The following is a 15082-nucleotide window of genomic DNA, read 5'->3' as shown; positions in this document are numbered from 1 at the left end:
GCTATATCAAAAAAAGTGTGGGGTGAGTGAGCGGTGAGCTTTTCCGCCTATGTACACGTCCCCTACTGTTTGCGGCGCTGCGGGTATTGCGACTTTAACACCTATGCCAACCTGGGCTTGGGACCGGGAGTGGCTGGCTACGCCGATGCGGTGGGGCGCGAAATCGCGCTGGTGGCGCGGCTTTTTTCCGGCAGTTTTGGGTCGGTTCATGAGGCGCCAGCCGAAATGGCGCCTCCTGCCGCCGGGGCGACCCCGACCACCCGAGGAACCGACCCGAGCGAAACGTCCGAAATCCCCGGCGGTCGAGCAATCGACACCGTGTTCTTTGGCGGGGGCACCCCCACCGTGTTGCCGCCCGAGGACTTGGTACAGATTTTCTACGCCCTGAAGGACGCCTTTGGGGTGTGCCCGGGCGCGGAAATCACCACCGAGGCTAACCCCGACACGGTGGATGCGGGGTACCTAGAGGAACTCGCGGTCGGCGGTTTCACGCGGGTGTCCTTCGGAATGCAATCCGCCGTGTCCGGCGTATTGCGGGTGCTCGACCGCACGCACACTCAGGCGAATCTGGAGGCGGCGGTGCGGGCGGCACAGTCGCTGGGTTTGGAATGTTCCGTGGATTTGATTTACGGTACGCCGGGGGAAAGCATGGCTGATTGGCGCGAATCCTTGGAGGCCGCGCTGGCGCTCGGGGTGTCACACGTGTCGTGTTACGCGCTGAGCATCGAGCCCGCGACCGCCCTGGGTAGGGAGTTGCGTCGGGGGCGGATTTCGCCGGTCGATCCCGATGATCAGGCCGAAAAGTACGAGATTGCTGACCGGGTGCTGAGCGCGGCCGGGTTGCAGTGGTATGAAATCTCGAACTGGGCGCGGCCGGGCCACGAGTGCCGGCACAACCTAGCGTATTGGCGCAACCGGGATTACTACGGTTTTGGGCCGGGGGCGCACTCGCATTTGCGCGGTGAACACTGGGGGCGCGGCCGGGTTCCGGCGGGGGATTTTCCCGGCGAAGGCGGCAAGGATTGCGGGCATGACCGGGGTTTGGCGGAGGGCTTCCCCCCGACGGGAAGCCGGCGGTTTTGGAACCTGAAACATCCCGCGCGCTGGGCGGCCGCAGTTGACGCTGGCCGGTTGCCAATCGAGGACGGGGAAACCGTCACGGGGGAGAGCCTGGAGCTGGAAGATTTGCTGCTGGGGCTGCGGTTGCGCGAAGGCCTGGATTTGCGCGAATTCGCCCGGAAATACGGTTCGCGCGGGATTAATGATGTCAAAGATATTCACAAAACAACAGATAGCGGCGATTTTCGAATGGCACCTCATGAAAGCGAATTTGAAACCAAGCTGCTAACCGAAACCCGAAAACTTGTGGCGGAAGGCCTGGTAGAGCCAGAAAAATTGCCGCGCGCGGTGCTGACCCGGCGGGGGCGGCTGCTGGCCGATACCGTCATTCAGCGCCTGGCGGGGGTCTGAGCGCCGGAGTGGTGTGCCCAAATGGTGGAGATTTCGGCCAACCCTGACCATATATGGCAGCCTCCCCCCGGTTTTTCCACCATTTGGGTGGTGCGGTTCCCCGAACCCCCGGTTTTCAACCATTTGGGTGTCCGCGGGTTTAAAACACAACTTGTGGGGTTTTGTCTTACTGTCCGAAAAGCTCGGAATGGCTGCCAAGTCTGGTGGCTGTCAGAGTTACTTTGTCCTGGTCAATCCGGTAAATCAACAGCCAATCCGGTGCCAGGTGACATTCGCGGTGGCCTCGGTAATTTCCCACAAGCCCATGATCTCGATAGCGTGCTGGCAAGGTTCCTGGCTGCACCAGCAGCCGCAGTACTTCCTCTAACACTCGCATGTCTCGCCCCTGTCGAAGGCATTTTTTGTAGTCTTTCTTGAATTTTGCGGTGTATTCGAGTTTCATGAGGTGTTAATCCTGGTTCAGAGATTCCATCATTGCCTCGACCGTGTCGAAGGGGCCATAAACCCGCCCGACTTCGGCATCTGCCATGGCCTGTAGGGTTTCCGGGGAAAACCCGTATGGGTTGGCCGGGTCGAAGGGGAAACCGCCACGCTTGTTGAAGGCGGCCACGAACATTCGTAGCGCGTTGCTGGGGGATGTCCCGATATCTTCGCAAATCCGCAGGAAAGTGGCTTTTTCATCCGCGCGTAGTTTCGCAGAAATCGGTTCCATAGTATGTGTGGACATCAGTGGACTCCTTGGAAAACCTTGTAATCTTTTGTAATTCTAAGTGTACCTTATGTCCGTTGGGTGTGCTCTTAAACCCGGTAAATCCCGGTCGCTGCCCCACCAAACACAGCAGGGACTATTGTCGGAACACGAAACGGTGACTTGACAGAGCAAAAAGCGCTTTCTTGGTGCTGCAGTTAGATTGCGTCAATCAGGTCTCGCACTACTTCGTTGGGAGTGGTGTGCTTTGCCTTTGCCAGGGCGATTATCTTTTTGCGCCGGTTATCGTACGGGGATACATTAAGATATTTCATATTTCCGGTGTGTTTTCATGAGGTGCCAACCGAAATCGGTTTTTGCCGGTATCCCCGGTTTGCCGCGAGTGCTGGCTGGGGTGCTGGCCGGGGTGGTGTCTTGGGTGCTGGCCGGGGTGGTGTCTTGGGTGCTGGCCGGGGTGGTGTGCCCAAATGGTGGAGTTTTCGGCCTACCCCTGACCGTATATGGCAGCCTCCCCCCGGTTTTTCCACCGGTTGGGTGGTGCTGTTCCCCGAACCCCCGGTTTTCTGCCGGTTTTTCCCAAAATCAGCAAACTATGCTGCGTATCCCTGGGCTAAATCTCGGCTTTACTGTGCCGTGGAAAATGAATTCTCGCCCTCTCGGCGCAGCAGCTAGATTGCGTGGGCATATTTGGAGTGAGCGGCTTGCCTGGTGACTCCGAGTATGTCGCCCACTTGCTGCCAGGTGACTCCGTTTTCACGGGCATTTGCCACCGCCTGGCGCATCATTAAATCGGCTTTGGCCTGGGCATTTTTGGCTTCCATAATAGCCAAAAGGTCTGTGGGGTTGATTTGGTGCGGTAAATCGGGGCCTTGCTCGTAGAGTTTGGCCAATTCTTCATCACTGTGCGTAGTTTTCATGGTGGTTCTCCTTATGGCCAGTATTTAGCGCGAGCTTTCATGGCATGAACAATGGCTCCGGTAGTGCCGAATCCGATTTCCAAGACGCTGCCGTCACTGGCTGCCCCGATAAGCAGGTACATATCGTGGTTTCCCCATCGAGCTGCCAAAGGATTGCGTAAAGCGTGGCGAATATCGGATTCGTTGATGCCGTGTTTGTATGCGGAATCTCGAATCTCGAATTCCCCGGCATCCATCTTGTCAAGAATATCAGACAGCGTAGCTTTGGGCAATGCAAATGCTGCGGTGTTTTCCGGGGTTCACGAGTCGCCAGCCGAAAATCTGGGCTAAATCGCAGTCAATCGCAATGGAATATGCCTGGTTGCGTACTCAAAATCCCGGTCGGTAGTAAGCAGTGCCAAGCCGTTGTTGATGGTGAGCGCGGCCAGGATTGAATCTACGGTGGCTAGTTGGACGCCGTGTTTTCGGCAGGTATTGGATAGTTCGGCACTCAGGATATAGTCCTCGCGACTTGGCTCCAGGTATGTCAGTGCCGCCAGGTTCTGCAGGATTTTGGCTCGGCTGTCCTTATGTACTGCACCGCGCAACAGTTCCGCCAAGATGATGCCGGTGGTGACCACGGTTTGCCCGCCGACCAGGGCTTGATGTAGGTATCTTACGGCGGGGGCTTGCAAATTTCCGTCACGGCGCAGTGCTAAAGACCACACGCAGGTGTCTACCAGAATCCCGTTAGTTACGGTCACGGCGGGCTTTCTTGTAGTCAAAGGATTCGTCCCAATCCACGGTGCCGAACAGTTGCACGATTTGGGCTTGCTTACGCTTGGCAATGAATTCTTGCAGCGCTACGGTGACGGTTTCCTTCTTGGTAGCAAATCCGCCAATTTCCAACGCAGTATCCAGCAGTTCCGGTGAAATCGCAAGGTTAGTGGCCATCACACACCTCCTGTTACACATAATTATACACACACCAGGTACGCGGCGTTGCTCTGTAGTCCAAGCACTGCGGTGTTTTCCGGGGTTCATGAGGCGCCAGCCGAAATCACGGCTTTTCTCAGTATCGGCGCATCTCTGGCGAAAAACTCACTTTCAAGATAGTGAAAAGCTCACTTTTAGAATAGCGAAAAACTCACTCTCAAAACAGCGAAATTTTCATCTTGTTAGCATATTCCCAGATAAGCCCCTCATGAAAAGAGAAAAAATGCTCAGCCCTAAACCGTACCGTGACCGCCTGATTGATGCCCAGATTGTCGACCTGCTGGAGCAGTTCGACGCGGTGTGCGTGCAAGGGCCGAAATGGTGTGGGAAAACCTGGTCTTCTCTAAACCAAACTGCTTCGGTTACTTATATGCAAGACCCTAGCGGAGGCTTCGCGAACCGCAACTTGGCGCGGATTGACCCCAAATTTGTCCTGGAAGGCGAGTTGCCGCACCGATTGGCAAGATGTCCCCGAACTTTGGGATGCGGTGCGCTTCCAAGTCGACCAAAACCCGGAGAAAGGCCAGTTTCTACTGACTGGTTCTTCCACTCCGACCCGAAAAGGTGTGCTGCACAGTGGGGCGGGGCGCATTGCCACCCTGAACACAGGATTAGCCACAGCGAACCCCGTTTTTGATAAAATCATGATAGATTTACGCATAAGTAAGTATCAAAATAGTTCCAGGAAACGGGGTGTGGTCATGATTACTATCCGTCCAGTTTCGGATTTGCGCAACAAATTCCCGGAGGTAGAACAGACGGTTTTGCAAAGTAACCAGCCGGTTTTCTTGACCAAGAACGGGTACGGCACCATGGTACTCATGAGCATCGCGCAGTATTCCGCACTGGCTGAAGACGTCGAAACCAGCCTTGACCAGGCCGACGCGGCTGCGGGTAATACGTCTGCGCGTCTGTCCCACGAAGCCGTGTTTTCCTCGGCTCGCCAGGTTATCAATGAAGCGCTATAAACTTCGTTACTTGCCGCTGTTCAGCGAGGATTTGAACAGTATCGTGCACTATATTTCCGTGGTTTTGCGCAATCCTGCGGCTGCCCGGCGCCTGGTGGATGACGTGGAAACGGCTATTCAAGAGCGCTTGAACATGGCCGAGTCTTTCGCGCCTTTTCCTTCCACGCGGACTTGCGAGCATCCGTACTATCCCATCTATGTGCGTAATTTCATTGTTTTTTACGTGGTTTTGGGCGATACGATGGAAGTTCGCCGCATTTTGTACAATCGCCGCAATATCAGCGCCATCCTCTAGTGACGCGGTTTTACTCGGTATCTGTCCGCCAGGTTTTGGGGTTCATGAGGCGCTTGCCGAAATTCTACCCGCCCTTCTAATGTTGTGCACTAGGTGTATAATAGTGTGCGAGGTGATGAAAATGGCGACTGCTAATGTGACGATTCGGATGGATGCAGAGTTGAAGGCGGCGATGGAAAAGCTCTGTGCGGAGTTGGGGATGAACCTGACTACGGCTTTCATGATTTTTGCCAAGAAAATGGTGGGGGAACAGCAGATTCCTTTCAAAGTATCCCGTCCCGACCCGTTCTACTCGGAATCCAATATGCAAGCCTTGCGGGAAGCAATTAAACAGGTGGACGAAGGCAAGGTTGTCTACAAGACCCTGGCTGATCTTGAGGCGATGGAATGACGGATATTGCATTTTCAGAAAATGCCTGGGGCGAGTATCTCGTTTGGCAGTCGGGCGACAGGAAAACCCTGCGGCGGATTAATAAATTAATTGCGGATATGCAGCGCCACCCCGACACGGGTCTGGGTAAACCGGAGCGTCTCAAGGGAGACTTGGCGGGGTGCTACAGTCGGCGTATCGACTGGGAACATCGTCTGGTTTACCGGGTAAATGGTGACACTATCGAAATCCTCCAGTGCCGTGGCCACTACACGGACTAATCCCTAGATGTTAATGAATCCATAAGTGCTTTGCTAAGATATTAGTTCTTGGTAGAACTCCTGGTCACAGGCTTGACCTAATTCGCGTTGTCAAGCGTTCTTGACGCTATGTGTCCATGACGGCTGCATGAGGTGCTTGTTGAATTTATGACTGGTAAATCTTGCTGCGGTGGTCTATGTCGATGATGACTATGGTGATGACGTGGCTCTTTATCTTGGCGGTAATCCGGTAGTCTCCTACCCGCCAGCGCCACATCCCTGCCAGGTTTCCGGTCAAGGCTTTGCCTCGGTCACTGGGATTGTCCAGTTGGCGGATTTCCTCTAGGTAATCCAAAATCCGGTTTCGAGCCCGCTTGTCGAAACCCAGGAATTTCTTTTGAATTTTACGCGAAATCTCAATCTGCCACATCGGAGATTTTCCGTAATTCTTCCAGGCTCATGGTACCGATTCGCCCGGCTTCGATGTCTTCACAGTCTTGGCGGATGCTGTTTTCATAGAGCAGTCGGTCGATGTTTTCCCTTACTAGTCGCTTAATATAGAAACTCTGGGGTTGGTTCGCCTGGCGTGACAGTTCAGCAAGTTTAGCCGACGTTTCCTCGTCGAATTGAACGCTGACAGTGGTGCTCACGATTCCTCCTAGAATGTCCGCGATTTCAATGAGATTATACTGTACCTGCTTTCAGCCCGGTGCTCAAGCGTTCTTGGCGCTATGTGTACATGACGGCTGCATGAGGTGCCAGCCGGGATTCACGGCGAAGCCGGGGTATCGTAGCGCTACGCAGCAGCCTGGAATTCTGGCCTATTCAAGGGTGAGTGCAGCTGTCACGGGGCGGCGATGGAGGTACGGGGGTGGTGGTCACGGGGGGTGGTGGAGCGTGGAAATCCGTGTTTGTCTGGACAAATGGGGGTGGGGGAAGTTGCCGACTCGGATTTTAGGGGGCTTAGGTTACCCTGTCACCTGGGGTTTTACCATGTGAACTGGGGATATGGGAATTGTCTGAACTTTTTAAGTTTTTTCGCTGAAAACGGGCAAGATACCTCATAATTAAAAGGTATGTACCGATAGGAAAGCTGAGCGCTGGAAGGCGTTCAGGGGAGCCTTATCCGGATGGCTCCTGGAGGAATCACGAATCCACGGAAGGTATTCGAGGAGGACACAGTGAAACAGCACAACCAGGTTCTAAGTAAACTAGGCCGCGCCGGCCTTGTCGCTCTCTTCGCGACCAGCCTCGCCTTCACCGGCATCGCCCCGGCGGACGCGCTGGTGGGGGAGGCTGCTCCTGAAAGCCTTGCAAAATCTATAGCGCGTATCGAGGTGCCGGTACAGGAAGAGGTCGAGGATCTCAGTGTAGAGCGTCCTCTGGAGATTACCCCGGAGACTATCGAATGGACGTGTCCGAGTGGGTACGCACCTAATGTCTATCCTGCTGGTTCGAATACCAAGTGCTATGAGATTACGGATACGAAACCTCTTACGGGCGTTAATTGCGCCGCCGGCTACGCGAAAATAGGCAATCCGGCGCAGTGCTACAAGTTGAATGACAAGAGTGAAAAGGATATTGAAAGAAATGTTGTCAAGGCTGCGACGTATGACTGTCCGGAAGGTTACATTACGAATGTGAAACCTGTTGCTAAGGATACCCAGTGCCAGCGCCCGGGAGGGAAAACCAAACGTACCACGATGAAGGTATGTAGTGGTGTTTTGATTGACGAAAAAACCGTGGTGAGTTTAAGCCAGTGCTTGATTCCGGGCGATCCTTATCGACATGTGGTAGAAGGTGGGGAAGAAGTCGCAAAGATTTCTCAGGGCAGTGACCCTATTTCGGGTAAAATTATGGGTCCGGCCAAAATCACCTTTGGTAATAACACCTTGCCTGGCGCGGAGCATACCTACTGGGCGAATACCGCTCAAGCTGAGGGTGCTACCCAGCTAATGGCAATTCGCACTGACCGTCCGGTTGCAAAGGCTGATGGTATACCGGCTACTCCTGTTCCCGATGGTTCGCCGCTGGTGAGTATCGGAACGGATTTAACTGTATCAGGATGGTTTGAAGATCCAGGGACCCCAGCGATGCGTGTAGCTAAGGCGAAGGCAGGGCTTCCTTACTTGGTTAACTACACTCGGCGTGACCCACGTTTTATGCAAGATGACTGGAACGACTTTAAACGTGCCAAGAAGGGATTCGATGATGCTGCTTCAGAAAAAACTATTGGAAAGGTATCGGAGCCGAATGTTCGTAAAGGCTTTGTTATCGATAACACCCCCATGAGTGAGGATTTGGATTTGGGTGCTCCGGCCTTCAACAAGGACAATCAACTGGCTGGTATGTACATCGGTGCCGGCATGTTCCTAGACTTGGGAGAGGATCGTGCCAAGCAGTTCCTCTACACTCGCGCCAAGGCTACTACTGATGGGCCGTTGACCTATCCGGCGGTAAAGTCTAGCCCCTACGAGACCTACCAGCAAATGCAGAAGTTGGTCTGTAAATCTCCCGAAGAGCTAGGGGATGCCGTAGAAGGAAATAAACGTCCTATTGTAATCAATAGGGAGTCTATTAAAGAGACTCTAGGGGGTGATCCCAAAGCTAAAAGCTCAGCAGACAACAGTGTCTATACGTATTCCTCAGCATTGGTCTGTGGAGACGGTGCCGATACCGCTTCTATGACTATTGGCTCTGCGCAGGCCTGGGCTAAGATCGTGGATAAAGAACTGCAGGCGGTTATGGACGACCTGCAGGCACGCAGTGACAAGGCGATTAAGAATCGTGACAAGGCCTTGGCAGAACGTGACCAGTACAATAACTCACTTGAAATGATGAAAAAAGCGAGTGCTGGTTTCGACCCGGATGCCTACGATAATTGTAAGAAGTTCTATGACCAAGATACCAAAACCAAGAAGAAAGATAATGCCAAGAGATGTTTGGTAGAGATGGGCAATAATTTGCCTTCACAGATTATTAACGGAATCGAGGAAACCAAAGGTGGATCGTATATTATTCCACCCCTAGGCAAGTGGCTTGAGGATAATCTTGACAGTGATGGTTCTACCCTGAAACGTCATTTGGAAGATGACTTGATTGCACTGACTGTTAAGGCGGATAGTAAAACCAAGAACGCCGATTTGGAACAGAAAAAGGCCGACAAACTCGGCGAAGAGATTACTAAAAAAAACAACCTGAATCTCTACCGTGGAGGGGTGAACAAACAACTAACGGGGCTCCTCGTGGAGGCTCTGAAAGTGATTGAACCGGCTCAGACCCAGTGGAAGGCTGAAGCAGATAAATCCTATGAGCAGTTCCAAAAGGACTACTTGGAGTACGAAAAAATTCTCAACGATATTGATGCCGCCGCGCTGGCCAAGGATGATTTTGCTAGACAATTTTCTAATGAAGATTGTTCTAATAAGCTAACTGAGCCGGATACGAAGGCTAATGCTGTGGTTAAGGAAAAGTGTCGGGGCTACGCAGCTAAGAAGTCCGAGCAAGAAAAACTGATAGCGGCACTCGAGAAAAAGCGTGATGGTGCTCCCTACCAGGGCTGGAAACATATGAAAAAAGGTAATAAGAACACCTTTACTCCGGATATGACAGGATACGCCCCGAATCACATGGGTGGAAAGTCTGGGAAGCCTCAGGACGGTTCCGGCCAGAAACTGGCCGAAGAAGCTAGTAACGCTTTGCCTAAATACCTACTTTATGCCCAGCACTTGGGGCGCGCCTTGCAGGGTATTCAAGGAGATTTGGCTAATAAAGGTTTCAAAGACAGGGCTACCATCGAAAAAATTCACAAAAAGATAGCCGCCGAGTTGCAAAAGGCCAAGCAAGCTGAGCGTGATGCCTTGGCGGCGCAGTCTGACATTAACTTCACAGTTAAGCGCATCGAGGAAGAATTCGAAAAAGTTCCCGAGGCGTTAAAGAATATCGCGAAGGATAAACTCGAGGCTGCTCAAGGATTCCGTCGAGAGACTTCTAAAGTTATTACCTCAGTTAACGATGGCGTGGCCGCGTTGGAAGAACTCGAAAGACAATCTAAGAACGCTCCTTCTACAGATGTGGCTAACGGGTATGAAAAGGATGCCACGTATAAGTCAGCCCAGGTGCAGAGTTCTTTGGATACTGCGAAAACTAACGCCAGTACTGTTACCGAGCTGTACAAAGATATGGTAAGACTGGCTAACGGTGAGATTCCGGGGGTAACTGAAATCGACCCAGAGACCGGTAAGCCTAAGATCAAGGGGCAAATAGAGAAGGAAAAGGCGGAAAAAGCAGAGAGGGAACGTAAAGAGAAGGAAGAGGCCGAAAAGAAGGCTAAGGAGCTGCAAAAGGCCGAAGCCGACAAGAAGGCTAAGGAGCTGCAAAAGGCCGAAGAGGAAAAGAAGAAGGCCGACGATGAAGCCAAAAAGGACGAAGCCCGCCTGGCCAAGGCTCTGTCCAAGAACACCCTGCGCGCCGAAGGCACCGACCGGGTGCTGACCTCTATTGCCGCGTGGAAAATAGGTAAATTCCCCGGGGACTCCCTGGTGCTGGTGGATGGAAACATCCACGCCGACGGGCTGTCCGCCACCCCCTTCGCGGCCGCACTCAAAGCGCCCGTGCTGCTGACCTGTTGGAATACCGGGCTAGAACCGGCACTCATGGATCAAATCAAGGCCTCCGGCAAGAAGAAACTCTTCCTGGTAGGCGGACAAGTACCGATGACTCCCTATGACGAATTCGAACTGCGTGACGCCGGGCTCGATATCTTCCGTATTGCCGGTCCCGACCGCTACGCCACCTCGGTAGCCGTCAATCAAGCCACTGAACCCCTCATCGGTGCCAAACCCAAGAAACCCATCAACCTCTATATTGGTGACGGGGTTGGCTTCCCCGATGCCCTGGTAGCGGGTGCCGCCGCCGGGCGTGTCGGCGGCCTGATGCTGCTCTCTAAAGGCAAACAGCTCGACGCGCAAACCTACAACTACATTTCTAACCTGGGACAAACCCGACCGCTCAAAATCATCCCGGTCGGTGGCTCCGCAACGGCAGCAGTCAAAAACACGCCCTGGCCCACCACCATGAGCATTAACATCGCCCCGATAGTAGGCAAAGACCGCTATGAAACCGCAGCGAAACTGGCCACCACCCTGCCGGGAACCAGGGCAGCTGTGCTCGCCACCGGGGAAAACTTCGCTGACGCTCTATCCGGCGGCTCCCTAGCCGTTGACCAAAACGCCACCCTCGTTTTGACCCGCTCCCAGGAACTGCCCCCGGCCAGCTACCAGTCCCTGCAACGCTTCGGATCCGAAAAAACCATAGTGATGGGCGGCAAATCCGCCGTGTCCCCGAAAGTCGCGGAACTCATCAACGGAGCTACGCTGAAAAACACCGACACCAAGACCGTGCTGGGCACGCTGCTGGAACGCAAGAAACTGCGTGACGATAAAGCCAACCAGGAAGCCAAAGAACGCCGCAACGCCCTGAGCAAAGTCAGAGGGATGATTAAAGACAGCAATAGCCTCAAAGATGTCATGTCGCAACTCGGCTTCGGTTCCATCGATGACCTGACCAAATTGCTGAATGATTTCAAGGCTCAACAGGACAAAGACAAGAAACCAGATGCTGCAAAGCCGGAACTCGACAAAAGCAGCACCACCACCGGGAAGTAACCCGGGTTACGGCTGGTTTTACAATTCAAATCGCGGAAATCCGGGTGGGACATAACCCGGGTTTCCCGTGGTTGGGGGGCTGCCCGCAAAAGCGGGAAGCCCCCAACCGGTATTAGCTGAAATTTCAGGCTGGCGCCTCGTGAACCCGACAAAACCGCCGCCACCAGCACCCAGAAATGTCCTGACAATACATCAAATGTACTGAAAAATTAAAGTATACTGCGGAGCTGTTCCGTTAAATAAAAGCCGAACCTAAGCGCATTTGCTATTAATTGACTGTTATTTTCGTAAGCAAGGAATCATGATGAAAAAGACCAAGACCGCAACCACCATTCAAGCATTGGAACAGCAAGTTGTGGAACTGCAAGAACAGCTAGCTCAACTGCAAGCTGAAAAGAAAGCTCAAGCCGAAACCCTCAGCACCCTGGAACACGACAAACAAACTATCGACGATCTGCATCAATCACTGTCGCGGTGTTTCGACTCGGCCGGCAACGCGCGCGATTCCATGGGGAAAATCGTCACGGAACTGGACGCGGATTCCTCGGATTCAGCGGAAACCAAGCGAATCATGTCGGAATCAACTCGTGACCTGTATGACATGGCCAACGGAGCACAGGAAATCGCCACCAAGCTGCAGCAAATGGGGCAAAACATGGCCACCCTGTCGGAATCCTCCGAATCCATCCACAACTTCGTGAAACAAATCGAGGGTATCGCGGCGCAAACTAACCTGCTGGCACTAAACGCGACCATCGAAGCCGCGCGCGCCGGGGAAGCCGGACGTGGTTTCGCCGTAGTCGCCGGGGAAGTCCGCACCCTGGCCGAGCGCACCGCCAGCGCCACCAAAGAAATTGGTGCCCTGGTCGACGCCATCACCACCAGTACCTCTAGCGCCCTGGAAAGCATCAACTCGGCCATCGACGACTCTAAAGACTTCGAAGAGAAATCCAGTCAAACCGCCAATAAAGTCAGCGAGAAAGTCACCTCGATGGCGGATTCCATTGCTAATGTCACCACGGATTCCTTCGTGACCGTGGTAAAACTGGATCACTTTATCTTTAAACTGGGGATTTACCGCCAGATTACCGGGATGTCAGCGCCCAACCCCGCCGGGATTTCCTCGTCGCACGGATGCCGACTCGGCAAGTGGTACTACGAAGGACGCGGGCACCTTGACTATGCGCATAACCCGTATTTCCGCCAACTCGAAGCGGTTCACGACGGAACACACGCGGCTGGTAAGGCCGTGGTCGAAGCCTTCATAGCCGGGGATTGCGAAGCGTTGCACCAGCACCTAGAAGAGATGGAAAATTGCTCTTCCCAGGTGGGGAACCTGCTGGATCGCTTGATGGAATCCTAGTTTCTTTTGCGGTGCTTGCCGCACCTGTGCTTTGGGAAAGCACATTCAACAGGTCAACAGGGAAGCGCCCTCAACGGAGCATAAGCCAGCGGGAACTGCAAGCGCCAGGAAACCTAGTGAAGCGGGGTTACAGTCAGTGGATACGGCTGGTTACGCGGCGGCAATACGCGGGCAATAATCCCGCCAATAATCGCTGACCCCACCAGTAGGCTGGTCAGAATCGCAGAGGCAACCTGCTGGGAAACCTCTGACCCAAAGGGTGCCGAGAGGAACCCTGAAAACACGGTCACTGCCAACACCGCCCCCGCCGTGGAGCCAAACAGTTCACCCAAAACCAGCGCTGTCACCAAAGTAGCCACCAAAACCAGCATGACCGTGTTGCCGTCACGCTCCAGCGTGACGCGCAACACTCCGTTTTGTTCCAGAAACTCGCCCATAACCCAGGCGCCTGCCACTGTGGATCCCAGATAACCCAGCATTCGCCAGGCACGCCACCCCGCCGCCCCCAGCCAAGACAGGTTCCCAGCCAAAAGCCCGTCAATCAGGCTGGCACCTAATGAACCCACAAAAACCAAGCCTGACAAGTCGTCCAAGCCCACCGGCAGCCCCAACAACAGCCCCAGGAACACTACGCAGAACAGCCCCGGTAACACCAGAGCCACCGCCGAATCGCCTTTGGACTGGCTGCGGCGCGTCTCGCCTTCCTCGCTGACCTCTGCCGTGGCCTTCGCTGTAGTCCGCCAGGATTCCCCGTCCGCCGAGCGCATCTTTTTCAAGGTCATCCGGCTGGCCTTTGGAGCGGAAAACACGGTCACGCCCCCGGCAATCAGCCCCACAATCACCACCAGCACAAACATTTGCAACAGCAAGAAATGGTTATCCACCATGCCGCGCAGCCCCGCCACCAGCAACAAAGCCACAATCGTCAACGGCAACCCCAGGAAAGAATTGCGCCACGCGGCCTGGCGCTCCGGGGTGACCTGGCGGTCGGCCAGCACATACAGCGCCGTGAACCACCGATTCATCAGCCCCGATTCAATCACCAGCGCGCCGGACACCAGCCACAAAATCAGTGCCAGGAAAGAAAAACTATTGAACGCGTCCCCCAGCTTCAGCCCCAGGGTACTCAAGGAGGCAACCACAGCCGATGGTTCGCTCCCCAGTAACATCCCGACCAGTGCCGGCAGCCCCAGCGCCACCAGGATGGGGGTGCGGGCGGCGAGCAGCGCGAGGGCAATAACGATTACCGCAAAGGTAATGATGATGGTTAGCATTAGTGGCCTCCCCTCGAAGTTCCCGCCCCGGAGCCAGACGCCCCGGGTTTTCGCGGTGCTGAGCCGGCAATCTTACCGGCCGGCGCGGCGGTGACCCGCGCTACTTTGCCCGGCTGGCCGCTGCCCGTGCCGCCGCCCTTTGTTGCGCCTTTGACCCTTGAGGCGCCTTGGCTGGGCTTAGCCTTAGCGGCCGGCACCGAAGTCTGGCCAGGTTTCGGGCTGGCGGCAGCGCGTTCGACCTTCCTGGGGGCTTGCGGCTGGGGTGTGGCCGGTAGTGTTTTCAGGGTATTCACGAGGCGCATCGTGCCGACGACCAGCGCACTCACCCCGAAAATCAGCGCGGGTAAAGCCAGCGCCGGCATCGGCACTCCCACCAGCATCATTCGCTCATCGCGCAGCAGTATCGCCGAAATCAAACCCAAAATCGCCACCATGAAACCAAACAGAATCATGGTGGTGCCGGTTATGACCTCGCGCCACATCGAACGCACTCGCGGGTTCCCAATATGCCCTAAATCTAAGGTAAACAACGCCAGCGTCAGCGCCAGGAACGCCACCCAGGTCGACGTCAAGCCCGCGAACTGCTCGGCGCTGAGCATCAAGGTGGCACCTAATGACCCCTGATACCCCACCCAAGTATCTGGGGCGGGCAGTTTCAGCCCCCCCGCCCCCAGGTGCGCCACGCGCCCTCCCAGGTGCAAAAACGCCAATACCGCCCCGATTCCGGCCACAATTATCATCGCCCATCCTAGCTGGCGTTGCCATGTCACCAGCGCGGGAGTCTTCGTTTCGCCGCTTTGTTTCACCCCTTGATT

18 protein-coding genes are annotated in these 15082 nt (G+C 54.6%); 8 read left to right on the top strand and 10 right to left on the bottom strand.

Annotated elements, in window-relative coordinates:
- Nucleotides 1–33 precede the first annotated feature (33 nt).
- A complete protein-coding gene (locus F4555_RS07440) occupies nucleotides 34–1470 on the top strand; it encodes a coproporphyrinogen-III oxidase family protein (RefSeq protein ID WP_115325858.1) in 1437 nt (478 codons plus the stop codon).
- A 166-nt stretch (nucleotides 1471–1636) separates the two neighbouring features.
- Here the strand turns inward: F4555_RS07440 and F4555_RS07435 are convergent, their stop codons facing one another.
- Nucleotides 1637–1912: a type II toxin-antitoxin system YafQ family toxin gene (locus F4555_RS07435; protein ID WP_004016352.1), complete on the bottom strand. Its 276-nt coding sequence runs from the start codon at nucleotides 1910–1912 to the stop codon at nucleotides 1637–1639.
- A 6-nt stretch (nucleotides 1913–1918) separates the two neighbouring features.
- Nucleotides 1919–2197 (bottom strand): type II toxin-antitoxin system RelB/DinJ family antitoxin, encoded by a 279-nt coding sequence (locus F4555_RS07430; protein WP_115325859.1) that lies wholly within the window; start codon nucleotides 2195–2197, stop codon nucleotides 1919–1921.
- Between the two features lie 313 nt (nucleotides 2198–2510).
- Here F4555_RS07430 and F4555_RS07425 point away from each other — a divergent pair, with 313 nt between their 5' ends.
- Complete coding sequence (locus F4555_RS07425; RefSeq protein ID WP_115325860.1) at nucleotides 2511–2891, top strand: hypothetical protein; 381 nt, start codon at nucleotides 2511–2513, stop codon at nucleotides 2889–2891.
- On the opposite strand, the gene F4555_RS07420 is transcribed toward F4555_RS07425, so the two are convergent.
- The 4 genes from F4555_RS07420 to F4555_RS07405 are packed head-to-tail and all read right to left on the bottom strand — an operon-like array spanning nucleotide 2848 to nucleotide 4029.
- Entirely contained in the window at nucleotides 2848–3096 is a 249-nt protein-coding gene (locus F4555_RS07420; protein WP_004011763.1) for a hypothetical protein, read from the bottom strand. The two genes, F4555_RS07425 and F4555_RS07420, sit on opposite strands and share 44 nt — an antisense overlap.
- A gap of 11 nt (nucleotides 3097–3107) precedes the next feature.
- Entirely contained in the window at nucleotides 3108–3368 is a 261-nt protein-coding gene (locus F4555_RS07415) for a hypothetical protein (protein WP_115325861.1), read from the bottom strand.
- A 54-nt stretch (nucleotides 3369–3422) separates the two neighbouring features.
- Nucleotides 3423–3839, bottom strand: coding sequence for a type II toxin-antitoxin system VapC family toxin (vapC, locus tag F4555_RS07410; protein WP_115325862.1), 417 nt, complete (start codon nucleotides 3837–3839; stop codon nucleotides 3423–3425).
- Nucleotides 3826–4029, bottom strand: a complete 204-nt coding sequence (locus tag F4555_RS07405; RefSeq protein WP_115325863.1) for a type II toxin-antitoxin system VapB family antitoxin — start codon at nucleotides 4027–4029, stop codon at nucleotides 3826–3828. Before F4555_RS07405 ends, vapC begins: the two co-directional genes overlap by 14 nt.
- 470 nt (nucleotides 4030–4499) lie before the next feature.
- Here F4555_RS07405 and F4555_RS10970 point away from each other — a divergent pair, with 470 nt between their 5' ends.
- From F4555_RS10970 to F4555_RS07385, 4 genes are all read left to right on the top strand, one after another.
- Nucleotides 4500–5039, top strand: coding sequence for a type II toxin-antitoxin system Phd/YefM family antitoxin (locus F4555_RS10970; protein ID WP_196793703.1), 540 nt, complete (start codon nucleotides 4500–4502; stop codon nucleotides 5037–5039).
- Complete coding sequence (locus F4555_RS07395) at nucleotides 5026–5334, top strand: type II toxin-antitoxin system RelE/ParE family toxin (protein ID WP_115325865.1); 309 nt, start codon at nucleotides 5026–5028, stop codon at nucleotides 5332–5334. Before F4555_RS10970 ends, F4555_RS07395 begins: the two co-directional genes overlap by 14 nt.
- A gap of 121 nt (nucleotides 5335–5455) precedes the next feature.
- Complete coding sequence (locus F4555_RS07390; RefSeq protein WP_174222569.1) at nucleotides 5456–5725, top strand: type II toxin-antitoxin system RelB/DinJ family antitoxin; 270 nt, start codon at nucleotides 5456–5458, stop codon at nucleotides 5723–5725.
- Nucleotides 5722–5985 carry a Txe/YoeB family addiction module toxin gene (locus F4555_RS07385; RefSeq protein ID WP_115325866.1) on the top strand — a complete coding sequence of 88 codons (264 nt, stop codon included), beginning with the start codon at nucleotides 5722–5724 and terminating at the stop codon, nucleotides 5983–5985. The genes F4555_RS07390 and F4555_RS07385 overlap by 4 nt, the downstream gene beginning before the upstream one ends.
- A 145-nt stretch (nucleotides 5986–6130) precedes the next feature.
- Here the strand turns inward: F4555_RS07385 and F4555_RS07380 are convergent, their stop codons facing one another.
- Both F4555_RS07380 and F4555_RS07375 read right to left on the bottom strand, forming a co-directional pair.
- On the bottom strand, nucleotides 6131–6394 hold the full coding sequence (locus tag F4555_RS07380; protein ID WP_004011772.1) for a type II toxin-antitoxin system RelE family toxin: 264 nt from the start codon (nucleotides 6392–6394) through the stop codon (nucleotides 6131–6133).
- Nucleotides 6381–6614, bottom strand: a complete 234-nt coding sequence (locus tag F4555_RS07375; RefSeq protein WP_004011773.1) for a ribbon-helix-helix domain-containing protein — start codon at nucleotides 6612–6614, stop codon at nucleotides 6381–6383. The genes F4555_RS07380 and F4555_RS07375 overlap by 14 nt, the downstream gene beginning before the upstream one ends.
- A 531-nt stretch (nucleotides 6615–7145) precedes the next feature.
- Between F4555_RS07375 and F4555_RS11450 the strand changes: the two genes are divergently transcribed.
- Both F4555_RS11450 and F4555_RS07365 read left to right on the top strand, forming a co-directional pair.
- Nucleotides 7146–11630 carry a cell wall-binding repeat-containing protein gene (locus F4555_RS11450; RefSeq protein ID WP_115325867.1) on the top strand — a complete coding sequence of 1495 codons (4485 nt, stop codon included), beginning with the start codon at nucleotides 7146–7148 and terminating at the stop codon, nucleotides 11628–11630.
- Between the two features lie 301 nt (nucleotides 11631–11931).
- Nucleotides 11932–12993: a methyl-accepting chemotaxis protein gene (locus tag F4555_RS07365; protein WP_249288312.1), complete on the top strand. Its 1062-nt coding sequence runs from the start codon at nucleotides 11932–11934 to the stop codon at nucleotides 12991–12993.
- Between the two features lie 113 nt (nucleotides 12994–13106).
- On the opposite strand, the gene F4555_RS07360 is transcribed toward F4555_RS07365, so the two are convergent.
- Both F4555_RS07360 and F4555_RS07355 read right to left on the bottom strand, forming a co-directional pair.
- On the bottom strand, nucleotides 13107–14267 hold the full coding sequence (locus F4555_RS07360) for a C4-dicarboxylate ABC transporter (RefSeq protein WP_115325869.1): 1161 nt from the start codon (nucleotides 14265–14267) through the stop codon (nucleotides 13107–13109).
- Nucleotides 14267–15073: a translation initiation factor 2 gene (locus tag F4555_RS07355; RefSeq protein ID WP_115325870.1), complete on the bottom strand. Its 807-nt coding sequence runs from the start codon at nucleotides 15071–15073 to the stop codon at nucleotides 14267–14269. Before F4555_RS07355 ends, F4555_RS07360 begins: the two co-directional genes overlap by 1 nt.
- Nucleotides 15074–15082 lie beyond the last annotated feature (9 nt).

Source organism: Mobiluncus mulieris, assembly GCF_014204735.1.
Taxonomy (GTDB): Bacteria; Actinomycetota; Actinomycetes; order Actinomycetales; family Actinomycetaceae; genus Mobiluncus; species Mobiluncus mulieris.
Note: the sequence above shows the minus strand (reverse complement) of the source record. Positions and strands in the feature narration are given on the sequence as shown.